Origin of the sequence: Acidovorax sp. LjRoot74 (genome assembly GCF_964254355.1) — a bacterium.
In the GTDB taxonomy this organism is placed as follows: domain Bacteria; phylum Pseudomonadota; class Gammaproteobacteria; order Burkholderiales; family Burkholderiaceae_C; genus Acidovorax.
The window spans coordinates 2,450,841-2,468,136 of the sequence record NZ_CAXUTI020000001.1 but is presented as its reverse complement, the minus strand read 5'-3'; the positions used below and the strand labels follow the sequence as shown (position 1 = coordinate 2,468,136).

General features: G+C 63.6%; 16 protein-coding genes, 1 tRNA gene and 2 pseudogenes. 4 read left to right on the top strand and 15 right to left on the bottom strand.

The genetic code is table 11. The annotated features are described in order from the left end of the window. Positions 1-4 precede the first annotated feature (4 nt). From ACSQ3O_RS11555 to ACSQ3O_RS11540, 4 genes and pseudogenes are all read right to left on the bottom strand, one after another. Positions 5-1,411 carry a ThiF family adenylyltransferase gene (locus ACSQ3O_RS11555; RefSeq protein WP_436138964.1) on the bottom strand — a complete coding sequence of 469 codons (1,407 nt, stop codon included), beginning with the start codon at positions 1,409-1,411 and terminating at the stop codon, positions 5-7. Beyond that, positions 1,411-1,932, bottom strand: coding sequence for an E2/UBC family protein (locus ACSQ3O_RS11550; RefSeq protein WP_436138963.1), 522 nt, complete (start codon positions 1,930-1,932; stop codon positions 1,411-1,413). The genes ACSQ3O_RS11555 and ACSQ3O_RS11550 overlap by 1 nt, the downstream gene beginning before the upstream one ends. Further along, positions 1,929-2,732 (bottom strand): IS21-like element ISThsp10 family helper ATPase IstB, encoded by an 804-nt coding sequence (gene istB / locus ACSQ3O_RS11545; RefSeq protein ID WP_436138810.1) that lies wholly within the window; start codon positions 2,730-2,732, stop codon positions 1,929-1,931. Before istB (ACSQ3O_RS11545) ends, ACSQ3O_RS11550 begins: the two co-directional genes overlap by 4 nt. Further along, positions 2,722-3,618, bottom strand: a pseudogene (locus ACSQ3O_RS11540) (Mu transposase domain-containing protein); the annotation flags it as partial. The gene istB (ACSQ3O_RS11545) and the pseudogene ACSQ3O_RS11540, both read right to left, overlap by 11 nt. A 158-nt stretch (positions 3,619-3,776) precedes the next feature. Here ACSQ3O_RS11540 and istA (ACSQ3O_RS11535) point away from each other — a divergent pair. Together istA (ACSQ3O_RS11535) and istB (ACSQ3O_RS11530) are read left to right on the top strand one after the other, a co-directional pair. After that, positions 3,777-5,423, top strand: coding sequence for an IS21 family transposase (istA, locus tag ACSQ3O_RS11535; RefSeq protein WP_374258795.1), 1,647 nt, complete (start codon positions 3,777-3,779; stop codon positions 5,421-5,423). 5 nt (positions 5,424-5,428) lie between these two features. After that, complete coding sequence (gene istB / locus ACSQ3O_RS11530; RefSeq protein WP_374258801.1) at positions 5,429-6,193, top strand: IS21-like element helper ATPase IstB; 765 nt, start codon at positions 5,429-5,431, stop codon at positions 6,191-6,193. Between the two features lie 59 nt (positions 6,194-6,252). Here istB (ACSQ3O_RS11530) and istA (ACSQ3O_RS11525) read toward each other — a convergent pair. Then, a pseudogene (gene istA / locus ACSQ3O_RS11525) lies at positions 6,253-6,894 on the bottom strand (IS21 family transposase); the annotation flags it as partial. A gap of 95 nt (positions 6,895-6,989) precedes the next feature. On the opposite strand from istA (ACSQ3O_RS11525), the gene ACSQ3O_RS11520 reads away from it, so the two are divergent. Further along, on the top strand, positions 6,990-7,595 hold the full coding sequence (locus ACSQ3O_RS11520; RefSeq protein WP_436138962.1) for a hypothetical protein: 606 nt from the start codon (positions 6,990-6,992) through the stop codon (positions 7,593-7,595). A 352-nt stretch (positions 7,596-7,947) separates the two neighbouring features. Here the strand turns inward: ACSQ3O_RS11520 and ACSQ3O_RS11515 are convergent. From ACSQ3O_RS11515 to tolB, 5 genes are all read right to left on the bottom strand, one after another. Then, positions 7,948-8,023, bottom strand: a tRNA-Lys gene (locus ACSQ3O_RS11515). Positions 8,024-8,085: 62 nt separating this feature from the next. After that, positions 8,086-8,895 (bottom strand): tRNA threonylcarbamoyladenosine dehydratase, encoded by an 810-nt coding sequence (locus tag ACSQ3O_RS11510; protein WP_436138961.1) that lies wholly within the window; start codon positions 8,893-8,895, stop codon positions 8,086-8,088. After that, positions 8,895-9,686, bottom strand: coding sequence for a tol-pal system protein YbgF (gene ybgF, locus ACSQ3O_RS11505; RefSeq protein WP_436138960.1), 792 nt, complete (start codon positions 9,684-9,686; stop codon positions 8,895-8,897). Before ybgF ends, ACSQ3O_RS11510 begins: the two co-directional genes overlap by 1 nt. Continuing rightward, positions 9,686-10,228, bottom strand: a complete 543-nt coding sequence (gene pal, locus ACSQ3O_RS11500; RefSeq protein ID WP_298452089.1) for a peptidoglycan-associated lipoprotein Pal — start codon at positions 10,226-10,228, stop codon at positions 9,686-9,688. Before pal ends, ybgF begins: the two co-directional genes overlap by 1 nt. A 44-nt stretch (positions 10,229-10,272) precedes the next feature. Beyond that, the gene (gene tolB, locus ACSQ3O_RS11495; RefSeq protein WP_137747998.1) at positions 10,273-11,592 is read right to left on the bottom strand and encodes a Tol-Pal system beta propeller repeat protein TolB; all 1,320 of its coding nucleotides are present in this window, start codon (positions 11,590-11,592) and stop codon (positions 10,273-10,275) included. A 182-nt stretch (positions 11,593-11,774) separates the two neighbouring features. Between tolB and msbA the strand changes: the two genes are divergently transcribed. Further along, on the top strand, positions 11,775-13,580 hold the full coding sequence (gene msbA / locus ACSQ3O_RS11490) for a lipid A export permease/ATP-binding protein MsbA (protein WP_436138959.1): 1,806 nt from the start codon (positions 11,775-11,777) through the stop codon (positions 13,578-13,580). Positions 13,581-13,607: 27 nt separating this feature from the next. Here the strand turns inward: msbA and ACSQ3O_RS11485 are convergent, their stop codons facing one another. The 5 genes from ACSQ3O_RS11485 to tmk all read right to left on the bottom strand — a co-directional run bounded on the left by ACSQ3O_RS11485 (position 13,608) and on the right by tmk (position 17,291). Next, a complete protein-coding gene (locus ACSQ3O_RS11485; RefSeq protein WP_436138958.1) occupies positions 13,608-14,282 on the bottom strand; it encodes an ankyrin repeat domain-containing protein in 675 nt (224 codons plus the stop codon). Further along, positions 14,279-15,085 carry a TatD family hydrolase gene (locus ACSQ3O_RS11480; RefSeq protein ID WP_298452101.1) on the bottom strand — a complete coding sequence of 269 codons (807 nt, stop codon included), beginning with the start codon at positions 15,083-15,085 and terminating at the stop codon, positions 14,279-14,281. Before ACSQ3O_RS11480 ends, ACSQ3O_RS11485 begins: the two co-directional genes overlap by 4 nt. A 149-nt stretch (positions 15,086-15,234) precedes the next feature. After that, positions 15,235-15,594 (bottom strand): PilZ domain-containing protein, encoded by a 360-nt coding sequence (locus ACSQ3O_RS11475; protein ID WP_015013859.1) that lies wholly within the window; start codon positions 15,592-15,594, stop codon positions 15,235-15,237. A 15-nt stretch (positions 15,595-15,609) separates the two neighbouring features. Further along, positions 15,610-16,617 (bottom strand): DNA polymerase III subunit delta', encoded by a 1,008-nt coding sequence (locus ACSQ3O_RS11470; protein ID WP_436138957.1) that lies wholly within the window; start codon positions 16,615-16,617, stop codon positions 15,610-15,612. After that, positions 16,614-17,291 carry a dTMP kinase gene (gene tmk, locus ACSQ3O_RS11465; RefSeq protein WP_137748003.1) on the bottom strand — a complete coding sequence of 226 codons (678 nt, stop codon included), beginning with the start codon at positions 17,289-17,291 and terminating at the stop codon, positions 16,614-16,616. Before tmk ends, ACSQ3O_RS11470 begins: the two co-directional genes overlap by 4 nt. Positions 17,292-17,296 lie beyond the last annotated feature (5 nt).

The following is a 17,296-nucleotide window of genomic DNA, read 5'->3' as shown; positions in this document are numbered from 1 at the left end:
ACAATCAGCCAATCACGCCAAGAAAGGGGTTCACGTCACCACGGCCCCAGATGGCCTCGGTTCCACAAACAGGGCAGGTCGGAACTGGTCGGCACGTCGTGGAGCGTTCCTCCACACGGTCGAATCGGCGAATGCGGTTTTGCGCCATGCCGCCTGGGCCGCGAAAACCTGTCAAACCCTGGATCAATTCATCAACTGCAGCGCAAGCAATACTGGTGGTGAATGTGACCACTGCTGGTGCTGGATCGCCACCGCCTGCCACATACGCCTCAGCCTTACGGCGCTCAAACTCCGCAGGATCATTGCGCTGCAAACCTTCGGCTGCAGCACGCTGGGCGTTGACGACGCCAAGACACATCAGGCAAGGGTTGCCTGGTCGGATGGTCGTGATTCGGCCCGTCATGTCGTAGTCCACGCCGCTTTTGGCCGACCGCATACGCAACCCCACGTCGATCAGCGGAATCCCGTAGTAGTGGGAAAGCCGGTTCAGCGTGAGACGCCCCTGGTTGTCATCGGTACAGCCGAAAAGCACGTCGCAAGACCGCAGAACGTCACGCAGCGATGGATCGCCCACCCACGCCCGCCGGGTGACTACGTGGTTGCCCAAACCGCACGCCTCGATTTCGCGTGCGAGGATGTCCACTTTGGCCAGCTTGGCAGGTACGTCTGCAGCGCGTGAACCGTGAACACGATTGAGGTTGGTCGTGTCGATCGTGTCGTTGTCCATCAACGCCAGGTGACCGACCCCCAGCCGAGTCAGCAGCGAAGCCACGGCACTGCCCGTACCGCCGCAACCGATCACGCCGACGCGCAGCGCCCGCACGATCGGATTGAATCCTTTGCCGAACAGTGCTGCTTGCCGAGCCAAAAACGCCGTGTCTTCGTGCCCAGCATCCTCACGCCAGATCTTGATCTGGCTTCCGACAATGGAGATCGATGAGGCTTGCGTGGATGCCTTGGCCGATGTCCACAGGCGCCCCACGATGGCTTCGTCCTGGCCGAAGACCATGCTGGCAAGCCCCTGTGTGCCCTTGTTGAAGGTGGTGCGCGCTAGCTCAGCTTCGTTGCGGTCGTCCTGGTCGGAGAAGAACGCCTTGGCCCCAGGATGTGTGTGAACCAGCCCAGGAACGAGGTTGCGGTGCTGCGCCAAGCCCAGCAGCCGCATGAATCCCTGCGTCGACCACGTCACATGCGTCGAGGAGGACGAAACCATTTCGTCTGACGTGATCGGCACCACCTCGTGCGAGATCAGGCGGATGCGTGGCTGCTTGGACCACGGGTCTGCTGCGATCTCGGCCTTGCCGAACAGCACATAGGCGGCTGCCTCAGTGCCGTTTTCCCGGTGAAGCAGCGTGCGCAGCGCCGCTTCATGGGATTCAAGCAAGATGATGTCCAGCGCTGCGGCCGACATCACTTGGCCTCCGCTAGTGCGTGCTCGATGCGCTTGATCATCGTGTGCAGGCCATCGACACCCGGCCGCCAGCTGGTGTTGTGGCGAGACCAGCGTTGCCAGTTGCGGCCCATGAAGGCGTGCGGCTGATCCGCACATGTCGGGTAGCGATCAGCAGACACCAGCGTCAACCAGGGGTCGCAGAAGAACATATCCGGTGCCACGTCGGGATAGCCGGGCGGGAGGATCACCAACACGTCGGCCGCAGGGTGGTTGAACTTGCCTTGCGGCAGTTGCATCTGCTTCAGCACAACACCCGTGTGCATGCCGTCACCGACCACTTCCACGGCGAAGCCGTGGCTGTCCAGATAGCGCTGATCGGCCTCCGGCAGCGCCGCGAGTCCTTCCGTCGTGTCGCGGATCAGCGTGATGAAGCGCTCGATGCCCGGCTTGCTGAGGTCGAGCTGTTGATTTCCACGCAAAGCTGACCCACCATTTCCATCGAATCTTGACCCACCCTGGTTCGTGAGCTTTGCGCTCACGTTGTGGATAAGTTCTTGGTCGCCTTCTCCTTCTTGGTGGTCTGTGGTGGTTGCTGTGCGGAGCTATTCTTGAACCGGTAGCTGTCATTGCCGGTCTCAAGAATATGGCAGTGATGCGTGAGCCGGTCCAGCAATGCCGTGGTCATCTTGGCATCCCCGAACACACTGGCCCATTCGCTGAAGCTCAGGTTGGTGGTGATCACGACGCTGGTGCGCTCGTAGAGTTTGGACAGCAGGTGGAACAGCAAGGCGCCTCCTGATGCACTGAACGGCAGGTAGCCCAACTCGTCCAGAATCACCAGATCCACATATGCAAGCCGGTGGGCCATCTGCCCTGTCTTGCCTTGGGCCTTCTCTTCTTCCAGCGCATTGACCAACTCTACCGTGGAGAAGAACCGCACCCTTCGGTGATGGTGTTCAATGGCTTGCACTCCGAGGGCTGTGGCAATGTGGGTCTTGCCTGTGCCCGGCCCGCCCACCAGCACCACGTTGTTGGCATCCTCCAGGAACTCACACCGGTGCAACTGGTGCACCAGTGCCTCGTTCACCTCACTGTGGCCGAAGTCGAAGCCTGCCAGGTCCCGGTACGCGGGGAACCTGGCCACCTTCAATTGGTAAGCAACCGAGCGCACCTCCCGCTCGGCGGTCTCAGCCTTGAGCAGTTGGGACAGGATGGGCTGTGCTGCCTCGAAGGCCGGCGCACCTTGCTCAGCCAGTTCCGCAACCGCCTGGGCCATGCCGTGCATCTTGAGCTCGCGCAGCATGATCACGATGGAAGCGATGGCAGGGTCATGACGCATAGCGCACCTCCCTCAATTGGTCATAGCGCAGCACGTTGGCCTGGGGTTCCACAGACAGCTTGAGGGCCTGGGGCGAGGTGACCGGTGCTGGGGCGGGCTTACCGTCCAGCAGGCGGTGGAGCACGTTCAGGATGTGGGTCTTGCTGGCAGCCCCTGACTCCAGTGCCAACTCCACTGCAGCGAGCACAGCTTGTTCATCGTGGTGCAGCACCAGAGCCAGAACCTCCACCATCTCCCGGTCGCCGCCGGGTTGCTTGAGCAAGGTGGCGTGCAGTCGCTTGAAGGCCGCTGGCAGTTCTAGGAACGGAGCGCCGTTGCGCAAAGCTCCTGGTTTGCGCTGCAGCACCGCCAAGTAGTGGCGCCAGTCGTACACGGTCTGTCCCGCACCATGGTGGTTACGCTCGATCAGACGCTGGTGCTCGCACACGATCTGGCCTTCGGCGGCGACCACCAGGCGATCCGCGTAGACCCGCAGGCTCACCGGCCGATTGGCATACGGTGCCGGCACGCTGTAGCGATTGCGCTCGAAGTGGACCAGGCAGGTGGGCGAGACGCGCTTGGTGTGCTCCACAAAGCCATCGAAGAGCCTTGGCACAGGCATCAAGGCTGCCCGCTCCTCGGCCCAGACATCCGCGACGGTGCCCGGCAGCTTGCCGTGCTCGATCTCGTGCCACAGCGCCACGCAGCGCTCCTCAAGCCAGGCATTGAGATCGGGCAGGCTCGGGAATGGCGGCACCACCTGCCACAGGCGATGGCGGGCGTCGCGCACGTTCTTCTCTACCTGGCCCTTCTCCCAGCCCGAAGCCGGGTTGCAGAACTCTGCCTCGAACAGGAAGTGACTGACCATGGCAGCAAAGCGTGCGTTGACATCTCTCTCCTTGCCCCGGCCCCCGGCGGCCACCCAAACTGCCCCACTTATGGCCACCCAAACTGCTCCACCTGGCCGGGGTGAGTTGACCCATTGATTTCGGTGAGTCAGGCGCCTCAGCTCTGACGTGCAGGACGTAACTTCCACCCCCTTGATCACAAGGGGGGATTCACGAGGTGAACGTCTTGAAGCCACATCTACAAACCACGATCTGGACGCTCCTGCGCGCGGGTAACACCCAGCGCGAGATTGAGCGCCGCACCGGCATCTCCCGCCACACCATCCGCGCCTGGGCTAAGCGCTTTGAGGCCCAGGGCGATCCGCCGCCCCCGTCGCCTGACGATTCAAACTGCCCCGGGGTGGCCACCGACCTGGTTGTGCCCCTGGCCAGCCAAACTGCTCCACCCCGGCCACCGGCTTTACTGCTGGCGCCTGCGCCGGCGGCCACCTCGCTGTGTGAGCCCCACCGCGCCTTCATCGAAGCTCAGTTGCGCTTGGGCCGCAATGCCACGGCCATCTACCAGGACCTGGTCGATGCCCACGGCTTTGCTGCACGCTACAACTCCGTCAAACGCTTCGTGGCGCGCATCCGGGTGCGTGAGCCTGAGCAGTTCGACCGCCTGAGCTTCCTGCCCGGCGAGGAGATGCAGGTGGACTTCGGCGAAGGCGCGCCCACCCGCGTGCCCGGCACCGACCGCTGGCGCAAGCCACGCCTGTTCGTGGCCACGCTTCGGTATTCGCGCCGCAGTTTCCGCCGCGTGGTCTGGAATTCTGGCCAACAGGTCTGGGCCGAACTGCACGAACAAGCCTGGCGCTACTTTGGCGGCTCGTGCCGATACGTGGTCCTGGACAACCTCAAGGAAGGCGTGCTCAAGCCCGACCTGTACGAGCCCGAGCTCAACCCCGTGTACGCCGCCACCCTGGCACACTACGAGGTCGTGGCCGACCCGGCGCGGGTACGTGACCCCAACCGCAAGGGCAGTGTCGAGAATGCCATTGGTCACACTCAGGCCACGGCACTCAAGGGCAAGCGCTTCGAGACCATTGAAGAACAGAACACCTACCTGGAGCACTGGGAGACCAAGTGGGCGGCCTCTCGCATCCACGGCTCAGAGCGCCGCCAGGTACAGGCCATGTTCGAAGAAGAGCGGCCCCACCTGCAGCCCTTGCCCACGCTGCCCATGGCGTACTTCCGTGACGAGCAGCGCACCGTGTGCGACGACGGCTGCGTGCGCGTGGCCCATTGCAGCTACGCCGCGCGGCCGGCGCACATTGGCACCAAGGTGCTGGTGCGCATCTTCGAGCGCCGCCTGGAGATTCGCGACCTACAGACCCAGGCCCTGCTGCGCACGCACACCTTGGCCGAGCGGCCAGGCACCGTGGTGCTGCCCATGGACGAGCGCGTCTTCAACCCCTCCCGCGAGACCCTCCACATCCTCAAGCAGGCCGATGCCATCGGCGTGGACGCCGCCCGGCTGTGCCAGATGCTGTTTGCCATCGAAGGCCGTGTGGGCCAGCGCAAGCTGTGGGGCATCGTGCACCTGGCCGACCGCTATCCACGCCAGATGGTCAACACCGCCTGTGCCCAGGCCATCGACGACGGTGTGCACAGCTACCGCCACGTCAAGGCCATCACCGAACGCCTGGTGGCGCAGGCTCTGGCCCAACTCGATGCCGCCCCGACAGCGACGCAGGCCGCACCCGCGAGCACCACGCAAACGCACGACCTCATCCGCAACCCACAGGAGTACGGCGAACTCTTCGCCATGGCCACAGCGGCCACGACACCCGCCATCACACCTCAAGGAGATTTCTTCGCATGACCGCCATGACCCCCCACGACATCGAGGCCACCCTGCGCAAGCTGCGCCTGTCAGGCATGGCTGAGACCCTGCAGACGCGCCTGATGCAGGCCCAGGCCGCTCAGGAGCCCTTTCTGGATACGCTCTCAGCCTTGCTGCAAGACGAACTCGACCGACGCCACAGCAGGCTGATGGCACGTCGCTTCAAGCTCTCCGGCCTGGATGAGAAGCCCTCCCTGGCCGACTTCGACTGGCGCTTCAACCCAAAGCTGCCGCGCGCAGCCTGCTTCGAGTTGCACACCTTGAAGTTCCTCAGCGAAGGCGCCAACGCCCTGATCGTAGGCAAGCCCGGCACCGGCAAGAGCCACATCGCCAAGGCCGTGGCCTACCAAGCCACCTTGCTCGGTCATGACGTGTCCTACATCGAAGCTGACAGCGAGTTCGCTCGCTATGCGCTGGCCGACGCCGACGAGCGCGCCAGTCTGCTCAAGGGCTGGGTGGCGGCCGACTTGCTGGTGCTCGATGACCTGTTCCTGGCAAGGCGCATCAGCGAGCATGCCGCCGAGTTGCTGCAGGCCCTGGTCCACCAGCGTTACAAGCTGCGCCGCTCCATCGTCATCACCTCCAACCGCGTCGTGCAGGACTGGGGTCGCTACCTGGGCGACGCGACCATGGCCACCACCATCCTCGATCGCCTCATGCACCGCTGCGCCATGCTGGAGTTCGAGGGCAAGAGCTACAGGCTCAAAGAGGCTGCTGCACGCCTGATCATCACCTCAGACCCCGCATAATCACCCCGTCCTGCCTGGAGCAGTTTGACTGGCCAACAGTGGAGCAGTTTGGGGTGGCCATCGGGGCCCCGGCGCACGCGGTCTACGGCGGTGCGCATGTTGTCGTAGATGCCTCGGCGGGGCACACCGCCCAGCACGACGAACGCATGGTTGTGGGCATCGAACAGCATCTCGTGCGTCTGCAGAAGATAGGCACGCAGGTAGAACGCCCGGCTGTGACTGAGTTTGAAGTGAGCCACCTGCAGCTTGGTGCGCACGCCGGCGAGAACAGCCCAGTCCTCGCTCCAGTCGAACTGGAAAGCCTCACCCGGACCGAAGGCCAGGGGAACGAAGGTGCCGCGGCCGGTGGTCTGCTGGGCCACAAGGCGCTGCTCGTGCCAGAGGCGGGCAAAGGCCGCTACGCGGTTGTAGGAGCCGGTATAGCCCAGGCCCCGCAGATCGGCGTACATCTGCTTGACGGTGCGCCGCTGCTTGCGGGACCGGCCCGCTTCCGTCTTGAGCCAGCCGGCGAGCTTCAAGGCGAAGGGATCGAGCTTGGATGGACTGACCCGCTTGGCATAGTGCGGCTCGGCCTCGCCGGCGCGCAGGTACTTGCGGATGGTGTTGCGCGAGAGGCCCGTGCGGCGGGCGATCTCCCTGATGGACAGCTGCTCTCGCAGGGCCCAGCGCCTGATGACACTCAGTGTTGCCACGTCTATCACTCCTGGTCTCCTGCTGCTCAACAAAGCAGCAGGTTAGGGTTAGTACGTGGGTCAGGTTTGGATGGAAATCCCGGGGGTTAGTGGGTCACTTCTGCGTGGAAATCAACATCCTGGAGGACCGCGGCGCGCTGATCATTGCGGGCGAGGGGCTTGAGACATCCTTCGCAACCAATATCCTCAGCCACTACCTCTTCACCCGAGAAATGCTGAGTCGTGGACTTCTCCGCGATGACGCCACGGTGATCGAAGTGTCTTCCGGTGGTATGTACAACCACATGCTGGTGGTGAACGATCTGAACATCACTGGAGATGGGTATCTTGGAGTACGCGCCTATGGACTGTCCAAACGTGCGCAAGTTGTTATGACTCAGCACTGGCGCCAGAAGTTTGCCGACTCAAAACTTCGGTTCTACGCGATGCATCCTGGCTGGGTAGACACCGCTGCAGTTGGGCGTTCTATGCCACGCTTCCGCGCAATTCTCAAGTCGGTTCTCAGAAGAGATGAGCAAGGGGCAGACACCATCGTATGGCTCGCGGAAACGCGTCCGACGCAAAAGTCTGACGAATCCATCTGGTTTGATCGCCGTGAGCGACCCGCCCACATCTTTGCGCACACACCAAAAGCTGTTGATACACCAGAGTCCCTCATTCGTAGCTTGGAGTCCTATTGCATACGACCACTCGAACGAGCCGCCGCTTGAGTGGATATCGCGAATTCAGCGATTCCTCACCGGCAAACACTGTTGTTGTTTGCCGGTGATAGTGGCTAGCGCCTGTCATTCCACTTGCCGTCTGAGCCCAGGGTGATATGGATCGGCGGCTATACCCATCTCGTAGCTAGCATTTGTCAGGGCGACTGTGAACTCATGATTCACGCCCTCGTCCTAGACGCCCCGTCCAAAGCCGGCCTAACCCTGTTCTAGGTTCATGGTGCGCGAGTCGGAATTGCCGCTCATTGGCTTTGAAACTGTCACCAGACTGTCACCGACTCAAAAAACAAAAAAGCCTGCTATGTTTTACATAGCAGGCTTTTCGCTGTTTACAGGGTGTTGGTGGTAGGACGTACAAGATTCGAACTTGTGACCAACGGATTAAAAGTCCGCTGCTCTACCAACTGAGCTAACGTCCCAACCGATTGCATCAATCCAAGCTGATCAGACTGCTGCAAAGCCTTGGATTATAGCGTCTTTTTTAACCCAACTTGGAAGTCGTCGCAAGTTTGTCGAGCACCCACCCTGCGGCACACTGGCCAAAGGTGGCCGTGACTGCCACCACGGAGCCATAGCCGTGGCAATTCAGCGTGCCATCACCTTCGATATTGCAGGACGCATCCGGAGGCGCCACGGCTTCGCGGCTGAAAACGCAGATCACGCCGATCTTCCTGCCTTCACGCGGTGCACGGTGGTGCTTGCGCATCTGGTAGCGCAGCTGGGCCAGCAAAGGGTCGTGGCTGGTCTGAGCCAGATCGTCTACATCGACCTTGTGCGCATGGCGCTTGCCCCCGGCTGCCCCGACGACGATGTGAATCACCCGGGCAGATTGCGCCCATGCAGCAATGGCCACTTTGGCTCGCACCTGATCGCACGCGTCAATCACCGCATCCACAGGCGCTGTCAACAATCCAGGCCAATTGGCGGGCTCAACGAACTCTTCAATGCAATGGACGGTGCAATCCGGGTGGATCTGGGCAATACGGTCGCGCATCGCCAGCACCTTGGCCTGCCCCACCGTGTCCGTGAGTGCATGAATCTGGCGGTTGATGTTGGACTCGGCCACATGGTCCAGATCGACCAGAGTGATCTGCGCCACACCGCTGCGCGCGAGCGCCTCCACGGCCCACGAGCCAACGCCCCCAATACCAATGACGGCAACATGCGCCCGACGAATCTGGGCCGCACCTTGCACGCCATACAGCCGCGCCAGTCCGCCAAACCGGCGCTCCAGCACAGCCCCCAATTCCTCCGGCGCAGACGCACCGGACGACATCACTTCGCCCGGCATTACTTCAAGCGGGACAGCCGCTCTTTGGCCGCCACAGCGGCCTCAGATTGAGGGTAGGCGCGGACCAGGTCTTCCAGCGTCTTGCGCGCAGTGCGCGTGTCCTTGAGTTCAATCTGGCAGTTGGCAATCGACAAGGCAGCTTCGGGCGCCCGGGCGTGTCCAGGTGCATCGCTGAGCATCTGCTTGAAGTTGGCAATGGCCTCCTTGTACTCGCGGGTGGCGTACTGGGCGTTGCCCAGCCAGAAGCGCGCCGACGGCACAAAACCGCTGCGCGGATACTGCCGCACAAACCCGGCAAACGCCGTGCTGGCTTCAGGGAATTTTCCAGACCGGAAGACCGCCAAAGCAGCCTCGAAATCCCGCTTTTCGGCGGGGTCGGCCTGGAACTCCTTGCCGTCCACCGCCACCTTGACAGGCTCGAACTGCCGAAGCCGCTCATCCACCCCTTGGGCAATGTCCTTCTGGCGTCGCTGGAGGTCTCCCACGTCGCGCAGCAACTGTTCGTTCTGCCCGTTGAGCTTGGCTTGCTCGGCCCGCAGGGTTTCTATCTGCGTTTGCAGATCCAGAAGACTGCGGCGCAACTGGGCGTTTTCCTCACCCAGCTTGCGCAACTCTTCTGCCGAACGCTGGTTGGACGTCTGTAATCCATCCACGCGTTGGCGCATTTCCAGGATGGCGCGACGCGCCTCTCCGTCTTCAAAGATGGCGGCCTGGGCCGATGGCAGCAAGGTCACCGCCAATGCGGCCACCGCCAGTAGCCGAAGAGGGAACACCACAGTAGTGACCCGCATCAACGGTAGGACAGTTCAGCACGGCGATTCTTCGCGTGCGCATCTTCCGTACCACCTTGGGCAGCTGGCTTCTCCTTGCCAAAGCTCACGGCTTCCACCTGGCTGTCCGGCACGCCCAGCAGCCCCAGCGAACGGCGGACGGCTTCTGCACGTTTCTGGCCGAGCGCCAGGTTGTACTCGCGGCCGCCACGGTCGTCGGTATGACCTTCGATCATGACCTTGCGGCTGGGGGTTGCCTTGATGAAGCGGGAATGCGCCTCGATCACAGACTGGAATTCGGGCTTGATGACATAGCTGTCGTAGTCGAAATAGACGACGCGCGCCACGCCCACGGGGCCTGCACCATCACGCCCCGATTGACCCAGGTCCACACCGGCAACGCCACTCTGCGAGGTATTGCCAGAATTGGCCCCGCTATTGGCGCCACCCATGGTGGAGGTGGCATTCTTGTCTTCGACGGGCACATCGTCCAGCTTCACACCGGAACTGCAGCCAGCCACCAGTGCAACAACGGTAAGGGCAAGGGTAAAACGTTTGATCATCCAAATTTCTCCTGAAGGCTTGATAACTGAAAATATCGATAAGTTCATTGCTTTTGAAACGGACCCCAGTCCGGTTCGCGAAGATCACCCGCCTGCCCCGCGAGGCGGGCCTTGATCTTGCCGTCGAGCGTGGTGGTCATCAGTGCTTCACGCCCCTGCTGCTGGGTCGCGTACACGATGAGCCTGCTGTTGGGCGCAAAGCTGGGATTTTCATCTGCCATGGTGTCGGTCACAGCGTTGACAGTGCCTGTGGACAGGTCCATCACATGCAGCTTGAAAGCTCCACCCACGCGGGAAACGTAGGCCAGCCAGCGCCCGTCCGGGCTGACTGTGGGCGAGATGTTGTAAGTGCCCGTGAAGGTGACGCGCTCTGCATTGCCGCCCGACACGCCCACCTTGTAGATCTGCGGTGCGCCGCCACGGTCGCTCACGAAATAAATGCTGCGGCCGTCACCCGAGAACACGGGCTCGGTGTCGATACCGGAGCTTTGCATCAGACGGCGCGGCTCACCGCCGTTGGCGTCGATGGTGTAGAGCTGCGAGCCGCCGTCACGGCTCAACGTGACCGCCAGCGACCGCCCGTCGGGGGCCCAGGCAGGCGCACTGTTGGAGCCACGGAAATTGGCAATCAGGCGACGGCGGCCCGACGCCACATCGTGCACATACACCACCGGCTTGCGGGACTCGAAGGACACATAAGCCAGTTGGCCACCGTTGGGCGACCATGCCGGCGAAATGATGGGCTCGGGGCTCGACAGTGCCGACTGGGCGTTTTCACCATCGGCGTCCGCCACCCAGAGGCTGTAGCGGGGGCCGGTCTTGGTCACATAGGCAATGCGCGTCGAGAAAACACCGCGTTCGCCCGTGAGCTTTTCGTAGATGAAATCGGCAATGCGGTGCGCCACAAGGCGCAGGTCGCCTTGGGTGACCACAAAACTTTGCCCCCCCAGATCCTGCCCCTTGACCACATCCCACAGGCGAAAGCGCACATCAAAGCGCCCATCCGCCAGGCGTGTCACGCTGCCGGTGGCCAGTGAATCTGCGCTTTTTTGCCGCCACAGCGCCACATCAGGGCGGGCGGTCTCGTCCAGCGCCGCACCCGCAGCATCGATGGCGCGGAACTGCCCACTGCGCTCCAGGTCGGCCTGGATGATGGCCGCGATCTTCTGGGGAGCCTGCGCCTCGCCTCGGAAGGGGGCAATGGCTATCGGCAACTGGGTGAGGCCCACGCCTGTCACCTCGACGCGAAACTGCGCCAGGGCCGGGAGAGAGGGGGTTGCGATGAGCGCAGCCAACAACTGGCGGCGCGAAGGAAGCGGCGAAGCCGCAAAGGAAAGATGTTTGGAGATTCGATCTGTGGTCATTGGCATCCAGCAGTGGACGAACAAATGCCGAAGGGCAACCCCGAATGGTACACACAGCGATAAACCCCCTGTGACAAACTGTGCGTACATATGGAATTCACATGCCGCGCACTTCGTCGTGCCGGGCCTGTCCCCAGAACGCAGGCCCGCCCCAGGGAGCACAACCTTAGAATCCGGGCCACATGCATGCCACCGACACAGGCTCCGCGCCTGCCAACGCCCCCTCCTCGCCGCCGCCCAGCCTGACCACGCGCCTGAAGCGGCTATCCGTCTACTTTGGCGGCCAACGGCTGGCCTGGGGCCTGGCGATTGCCGCTACCCTCGTGGGGGCAGTGACCGAACCCCTGATTCCCGCCCTGCTGCAGCCTCTGCTGGACCAAGGATTTACCCAAGGCAGCCTGGAGCTGTGGATGGTGCCGCTGGCCATTCTGGGGATTTTCTTTGTGCGCGGGCTCGCCCAGTTCGTGGGCCAGTACGCCCTCGCGCGCATTGCCAACGAAGGCATGCTCTCCCTGCGCACCTCGTTGTTCGAGCGGGTGCTGGCCGCAGAAATGGGCTTGTTCAGCCGCCAGTCGGCCAGTGCGCTGTCCAACACCGTCGTCTATGAAGTCCAGACCGGTTCCACATTGCTCGTGCAGGCGCTGATGGGGATTTCTCGCGACGGATTCACGCTGGTCGCACTGCTGTTCTACCTTCTTTACCTGAACTGGCAGCTGACCCTGATCGTGGCCGTGGTGGTGCCCGGTGTGGCCTGGATCATGAAAACGCTGTCCAAGCGGCTGTACCACCTCACCAAAAGCAGCCAGCAGGCCACGGACGAACTGGCGTACGTGGTGGAGGAAAACGTGCTGGCCCACCGCATGGTCCGGCTGCACGGCGCACAAGAAGGGCAGGCCCGGCGCTTTGAAGGCCTCAGCCACAGCCTGCGGCGGCTGGCCATCAAATCCACGATCGCCTCCGCAGCCATGACGCCGCTCACCCAATTGCTGGCTGCCGCAGCGCTGTCCGTGGTGATCTGCATTGCGCTGTGGCAAAGCCGCGGCGCGGTGGATGCCAAGGGTGTCACCGTGGGTGGCTTTGCCGCTTTCATCACGGCCATGCTCATGCTCATCGCCCCCATCCGCCGCCTGGCCGATGTCGCCAGCCCCATCACACGCGGTGTGGCAGCCCTGGAGCGCGGCCTGGCCTTGCTGGGCGACACCGGTGCCGAAAGTGGCGGCCAGTACCGCACCGAACGGGTCCGGGGCGAGCTGGTGCTGGAGCGGGTCACGGTGTCCTTCGGGCCAGACCACGCCCCCGCCCTGGACCAGATCAGCCTGACCGTGGCTCCTGGAGAGATCGTGGCACTCGTCGGCCCGTCCGGTGCGGGCAAGACCACGCTCGTCAACCTTCTGCCGCGTTTTATGGCGCCAGCGGAGGGCAACATCCTGGTGGATGGTCACCCCGTCCAGGACTGGGACCTGGGGTCGCTGCGCTCGCAGTTTGCGATGGTGAGCCAGGACGTGGTCATGTTCAACGACACCATTGCCGCCAATGTGGCACTGGGAAGCACGGTGGACGAGCAACGGGTGCGCGACTGCCTGGAGGCGGCGAATCTGGCCGGGCATGTCGCCGGACTGCCGCAGGGCATCCACACCATCGTGGGCCACAACGCCACGCAGTTGTCAGGCGGGCAGCGCCAGCGGCTGGCCATTGCGCGGGCCCTGTACAAGGATGCGCCCATCCTGATCCTGGACGAAGCCACATCGGCCTTGGACACCGAATCCGAACGGCTGGTGCAGGACGCCTTGCAGCGCCTGATGCAAGGCCGTACCACGCTGGTCATTGCGCACCGCCTGTCCACCATCGAGCACGCCGACCGCGTGGTCGTCATGGAACGCGGCCGCATTGCCGAACAAGGCACACACAGCGCGCTGATGGCACAAGGCGGGCTGTATGCGCGCCTGCAGGCACGCCCCGCCGCCGACAGCGCAACCGCACCAAACTGAGTGCAGGCGGCGTCTAGCCGCCTTTCGCTACCACTTGCCCCGGTTGGGCTGGCGCCGCCGGATGGCGGCGGCAATTTTTTCTGCCGACTCCGTGCGGCTTACGCGCAGGGCAAAGTCCGTCGCCGTCAAACCCAGCTGGTTCTTGAGCGTGGGGTCGGCCCCCTCTTCCAGCAACAACTGCACCGCCTCGATGGATCCATAGTGCGCAGCCATCATCAGGGGCGTGGTGCCGTTGGGCGAAGCGGCATCAATGTAGGCGTGGTTCTCCAGCAGCAGCGCAATGATCAGCGCGTGCTGCGGCGACCCCGCCGATGCGGCGTAGTGCAACGGCGCCCAGCCTGTCTTGTTCACATCGGCCTCGCGCGCGATCAGCGCCTTCACCGCGTCCACATTGCCCTTGATCGCAGCAATCATGAGCGGGCTTTCATCCTGGGCATTGCGGGCTTCCACATTCACCCGACGGGATGCGAGCAGTGCAGCAAAGGCCTTGTTCGCGCCGTTCTGCAAGGCAATCGTGAGTCCCACCTGCCCCTTGGGATCGCGCGTGTTCGGGTCAAAACCCCGGCGCAGCAGCGCAGTGACCGCATCGCCATCATCGCGCAGGATGGCCACAAAAAAGTCTTCATAGGCACCGGCCCAGGCACGGGCAGACACCAGGCCCAGCGCCACAGCGGCCAGGGCGGAACGTCGTTGAAGGCTCATGCCATCACCCCCGGGAACAAGCGGTCGAAATTGCGGCTGGTGGCCTCAGCCACCACCTCCAGCCCCAAGCCCTTGGTTTCTGCCACCTGCCGGGCCACATGGGGCACATACGACGGGTTGTTGGTCTTGCCACGGTAGGGCACCGGGGCCAGGTAGGGACTGTCGGTTTCGATGAGCATGCGGTCCAGCGGCACAAAGGCCACTACGTCGCGCAGCTCCTGCGCGCTCTTGAAGGTGACGATGCCCGAGAAGGAAATGTAGTAGCCGCGATCCAGTGCGGCCCGCGCCACCTGCATCGATTCGGTAAAGCAGTGGAAAACACCGCCCGCCACGTTACCCGCGCCATCCTCGCCCTCTTCCCGCAGGATGGCCAGCGTGTCGTCGGAGGCACTGCGCGTGTGGATGATGAGCGGCTTGCCACAGGCCCGCGCCGCTCGGATGTGGGTACGGAAACGGTCGCGCTGCCACTCCAGGTCGGCAATGCTGCGCCCGCCCTTGCGGTCTTCCATGCCGTAGTAGTCCAGGCCCGTTTCGCCAATCGCCACCACGCGCGGCAGGGCCGCGCGGTCCAGCAGGTCCTGCACGCTGGGCTCCGTCACGCCCTCGTTGTCGGGATGCACGCCCACCGTGCTCCAGAAGTTGTCATGGGCCAGGGCCAGGGCATGCACGCCCTCGAACTCTTCCATGGTGGTGCAGATGCACAGGGCCCGGGTGACCTGCGCCTCGGCCATAGCCTGGCGGATGGCGGGCAACTGGCTGACCAGTTCCGGGAAGTTGAGGTGGCAGTGCGAATCGGTGAACATGGGATAACAAAACAACGCGACTTGCGCAAAACGCGCTTCAGCAAGGTGGTTTCCTTATAGAAACCGGCGGTGCATCCTTGTTTGCGCAAGTCCTAAACAAAAAAGCCGACCAGCCAGCGCAGGTCGGCACGGGGGCGGCGGTGGCGCGGTCAGATCGTCTGGGTAGGACGGTCCGAGCCCAGCGCAGTTCCCAGCAATTCCTCGATCTTGGCCTTGAGCTGGCGGGATTTTTCGTCCTTGGGAAACTGGATGCCCACGCCCTGGGTGCGGTTGCCTGCGGCACGGGCGGGCGTCACCCAGGCCACACGGCCTGCCACGGGGTAACGCTGGGTGTCGTCCGGCAAGGTCAGCAGCACATACACATCGTCGCCCAGCTTGTAGTCGCGCTGGGTGGGCACAAAGATGCCCCCTTCGGCAAAAAAAGGAATGTAGGCGGCATAGAGCGCGGCCTTTTCCTTGATGGCCAGCTGCATGACGCTGGGACGGGGCGCGGTGGATGGACTGCTCATGAGTGGGGGTGCGGCTTAGTGTTTGGAGTGTAGGGTGTTTCGCGCCTGGGCGACAAGCGCCTCCAGCATGAGGCCGGTATTGAAAGGATGGTCTGCGGTGCGTGCGGCCTTGGCCAGTGCGCGCGACCAACGCGTGAGCGCGCCCAGCGGCGGCGTCTTGGGCAGGTCGGCCTGCGCAAAGTAGCGCGGTGCAGCGCCCACGCTGGCGGCTAGCAGGTCGTGGCAGAGCTTTTGCAGCGCGTCGATCACCTGGGCCGGAGCCCAGTCGCCCAGCGCCGTCACATCGCCCCGTGCCACCGCCTGCGGCAAGGCAGACCAGGCCTGCGGGCTGCGGCCGGACTGGGCCAGCGCCAGGGCATCTTCGGGCCGCCCACCTGCCGCGCGCAGAAACGACGCCGCCGCATCCCGGGCCAGGCCCTGGTCCTGCAACCACGCGAGGCTGTCGGCCTCTGCCGGCCAGACCATGGTGTGCCCCAGGCAGCGGCTGCGGATGGTGGGCAGCAACTGGTGTGCAGCCTCGCTGGCCAGCACAAAACGCACGTCGCCCGGTGGCTCTTCCAGCGTCTTGAGCAGCGCGTTGGCCGTCACATGATTCATCTGCTCGGCCGGGTAGACCAGCACGGCCTTGCCTTTGCCACGCGCCGAGGTGCGCTGCGAAAACTCCACCGCATCGCGCATGGCTTCCACGCGGATCTCGCGGCTGGGCTTGCGCTTCTTGTCGTCGATGTCGGCCTGGGCTTTTTCCGACAGAGGCCAGCCCAACGCCATCATCTGCACCTCGGGCATCAGCACACACAGGTCGGCATGGGTGCGCACATCGATGGCGTGGCAGCTGCCGCACTGGCCGCAGGCGCCCTGCTCCGTAGGCGCATCGCATAACCAGGCGCGCACCATCTCCAGCCCCAAGGCGTACTGCCCCAGGCCCGACGGCCCCTGCAGCAGCCAGGCATGGCCGCGCTGGGCCAGCAGGCTGGTGCGCTGCACGGCGATCCAGGGCGCCAAAGCCACGGTAGCTTCACTCATTGCGGCCCTCCCTGCGTGGCCACCATGATGGCCAGCCAGCCCTTGCGCACAAACACGCTGGTGAGCTGTTGCCACACGCGGTGGCGCTCCTGCGCAGCATCCAGGCGCGCAAAACGCAGGGGCGCCGCAGCGGCGCGGTCGGCATAGCCCTGGGCCACGCGGCGGAAGAACTCGACCGGCTGGGCCTCGAAGCGGTCGGGCACACGCGCACCGGCCAGGCGCTCGGCCGCCACCTCGGGGGCTAGGTCAAACCACACCGTCAGATCGGGTTCACGCATCAAAAGAGGGTCCTGCGCCAGTCCCGTCTGCGCCAAGCGCTCCAATATTGATAGCACTTCCAGATCAAAGCCTCGCCCTGCGCCCTGGTAGGCAAAAGTGGCGTCGGTGAACCGGTCGCACAGCACCACGTCGCCACGGGCCAGTGCGGGCTCGATCACGTTGCGCAGGTGATCGCGGCGGGCCGCAAAGATCAGCAGCGACTCGGTGAGCGCATCCATCGGGTCGTTCAGGACCATCTCGCGCAGCTTTTCGGCCAGTGGCGTGCCGCCGGGCTCGCGGCTCACGGTGACGGTACGGCCCTGGGTGCGGAACGCCGCGGCCAGGCCTTCGATGTGCGAGGACTTGCCTGCGCCGTCGATACCTTCAAAGGTGATGAACAGACCGGGTCGTGACATGGGAG

What these genes read in the sequence shown, in the direction of transcription:
- ACSQ3O_RS11555 (WP_436138964.1), bottom strand. Translation starts at nt 1,411, where the DNA reads ATGTCGGCCGCAGCGCTGGACATCATCTTGCTTGAATCCCATGAAGCG.
- tmk (WP_137748003.1), bottom strand. Translation starts at nt 17,291, where the DNA reads ATGTCACGACCCGGTCTGTTCATCACCTTTGAAGGTATCGACGGCGCA.
- ACSQ3O_RS11510 (WP_436138961.1), bottom strand. Translation starts at nt 8,895, where the DNA reads ATGCCGGGCGAAGTGATGTCGTCCGGTGCGTCTGCGCCGGAGGAATTG.
- istB (WP_436138810.1), bottom strand. Translation starts at nt 2,732, where the DNA reads ATGCGTCATGACCCTGCCATCGCTTCCATCGTGATCATGCTGCGCGAG.
- tolB (WP_137747998.1), bottom strand. Translation starts at nt 11,592, where the DNA reads ATGACCACAGATCGAATCTCCAAACATCTTTCCTTTGCGGCTTCGCCG.
- ybgF (WP_436138960.1), bottom strand. Translation starts at nt 9,686, where the DNA reads ATGCGGGTCACTACTGTGGTGTTCCCTCTTCGGCTACTGGCGGTGGCC.
- ACSQ3O_RS11480 (WP_298452101.1), bottom strand. Translation starts at nt 15,085, where the DNA reads ATGTTCACCGATTCGCACTGCCACCTCAACTTCCCGGAACTGGTCAGC.
- msbA (WP_436138959.1), top strand. Translation starts at nt 11,775, where the DNA reads ATGCATGCCACCGACACAGGCTCCGCGCCTGCCAACGCCCCCTCCTCG.
- ACSQ3O_RS11475 (WP_015013859.1), bottom strand. Translation starts at nt 15,594, where the DNA reads ATGAGCAGTCCATCCACCGCGCCCCGTCCCAGCGTCATGCAGCTGGCC.
- ACSQ3O_RS11485 (WP_436138958.1), bottom strand. Translation starts at nt 14,282, where the DNA reads ATGAGCCTTCAACGACGTTCCGCCCTGGCCGCTGTGGCGCTGGGCCTG.
- pal (WP_298452089.1), bottom strand. Translation starts at nt 10,228, where the DNA reads ATGATCAAACGTTTTACCCTTGCCCTTACCGTTGTTGCACTGGTGGCT.
- istB (WP_374258801.1), top strand. Translation starts at nt 5,429, where the DNA reads ATGACCCCCCACGACATCGAGGCCACCCTGCGCAAGCTGCGCCTGTCA.
- ACSQ3O_RS11470 (WP_436138957.1), bottom strand. Translation starts at nt 16,617, where the DNA reads ATGAGTGAAGCTACCGTGGCTTTGGCGCCCTGGATCGCCGTGCAGCGC.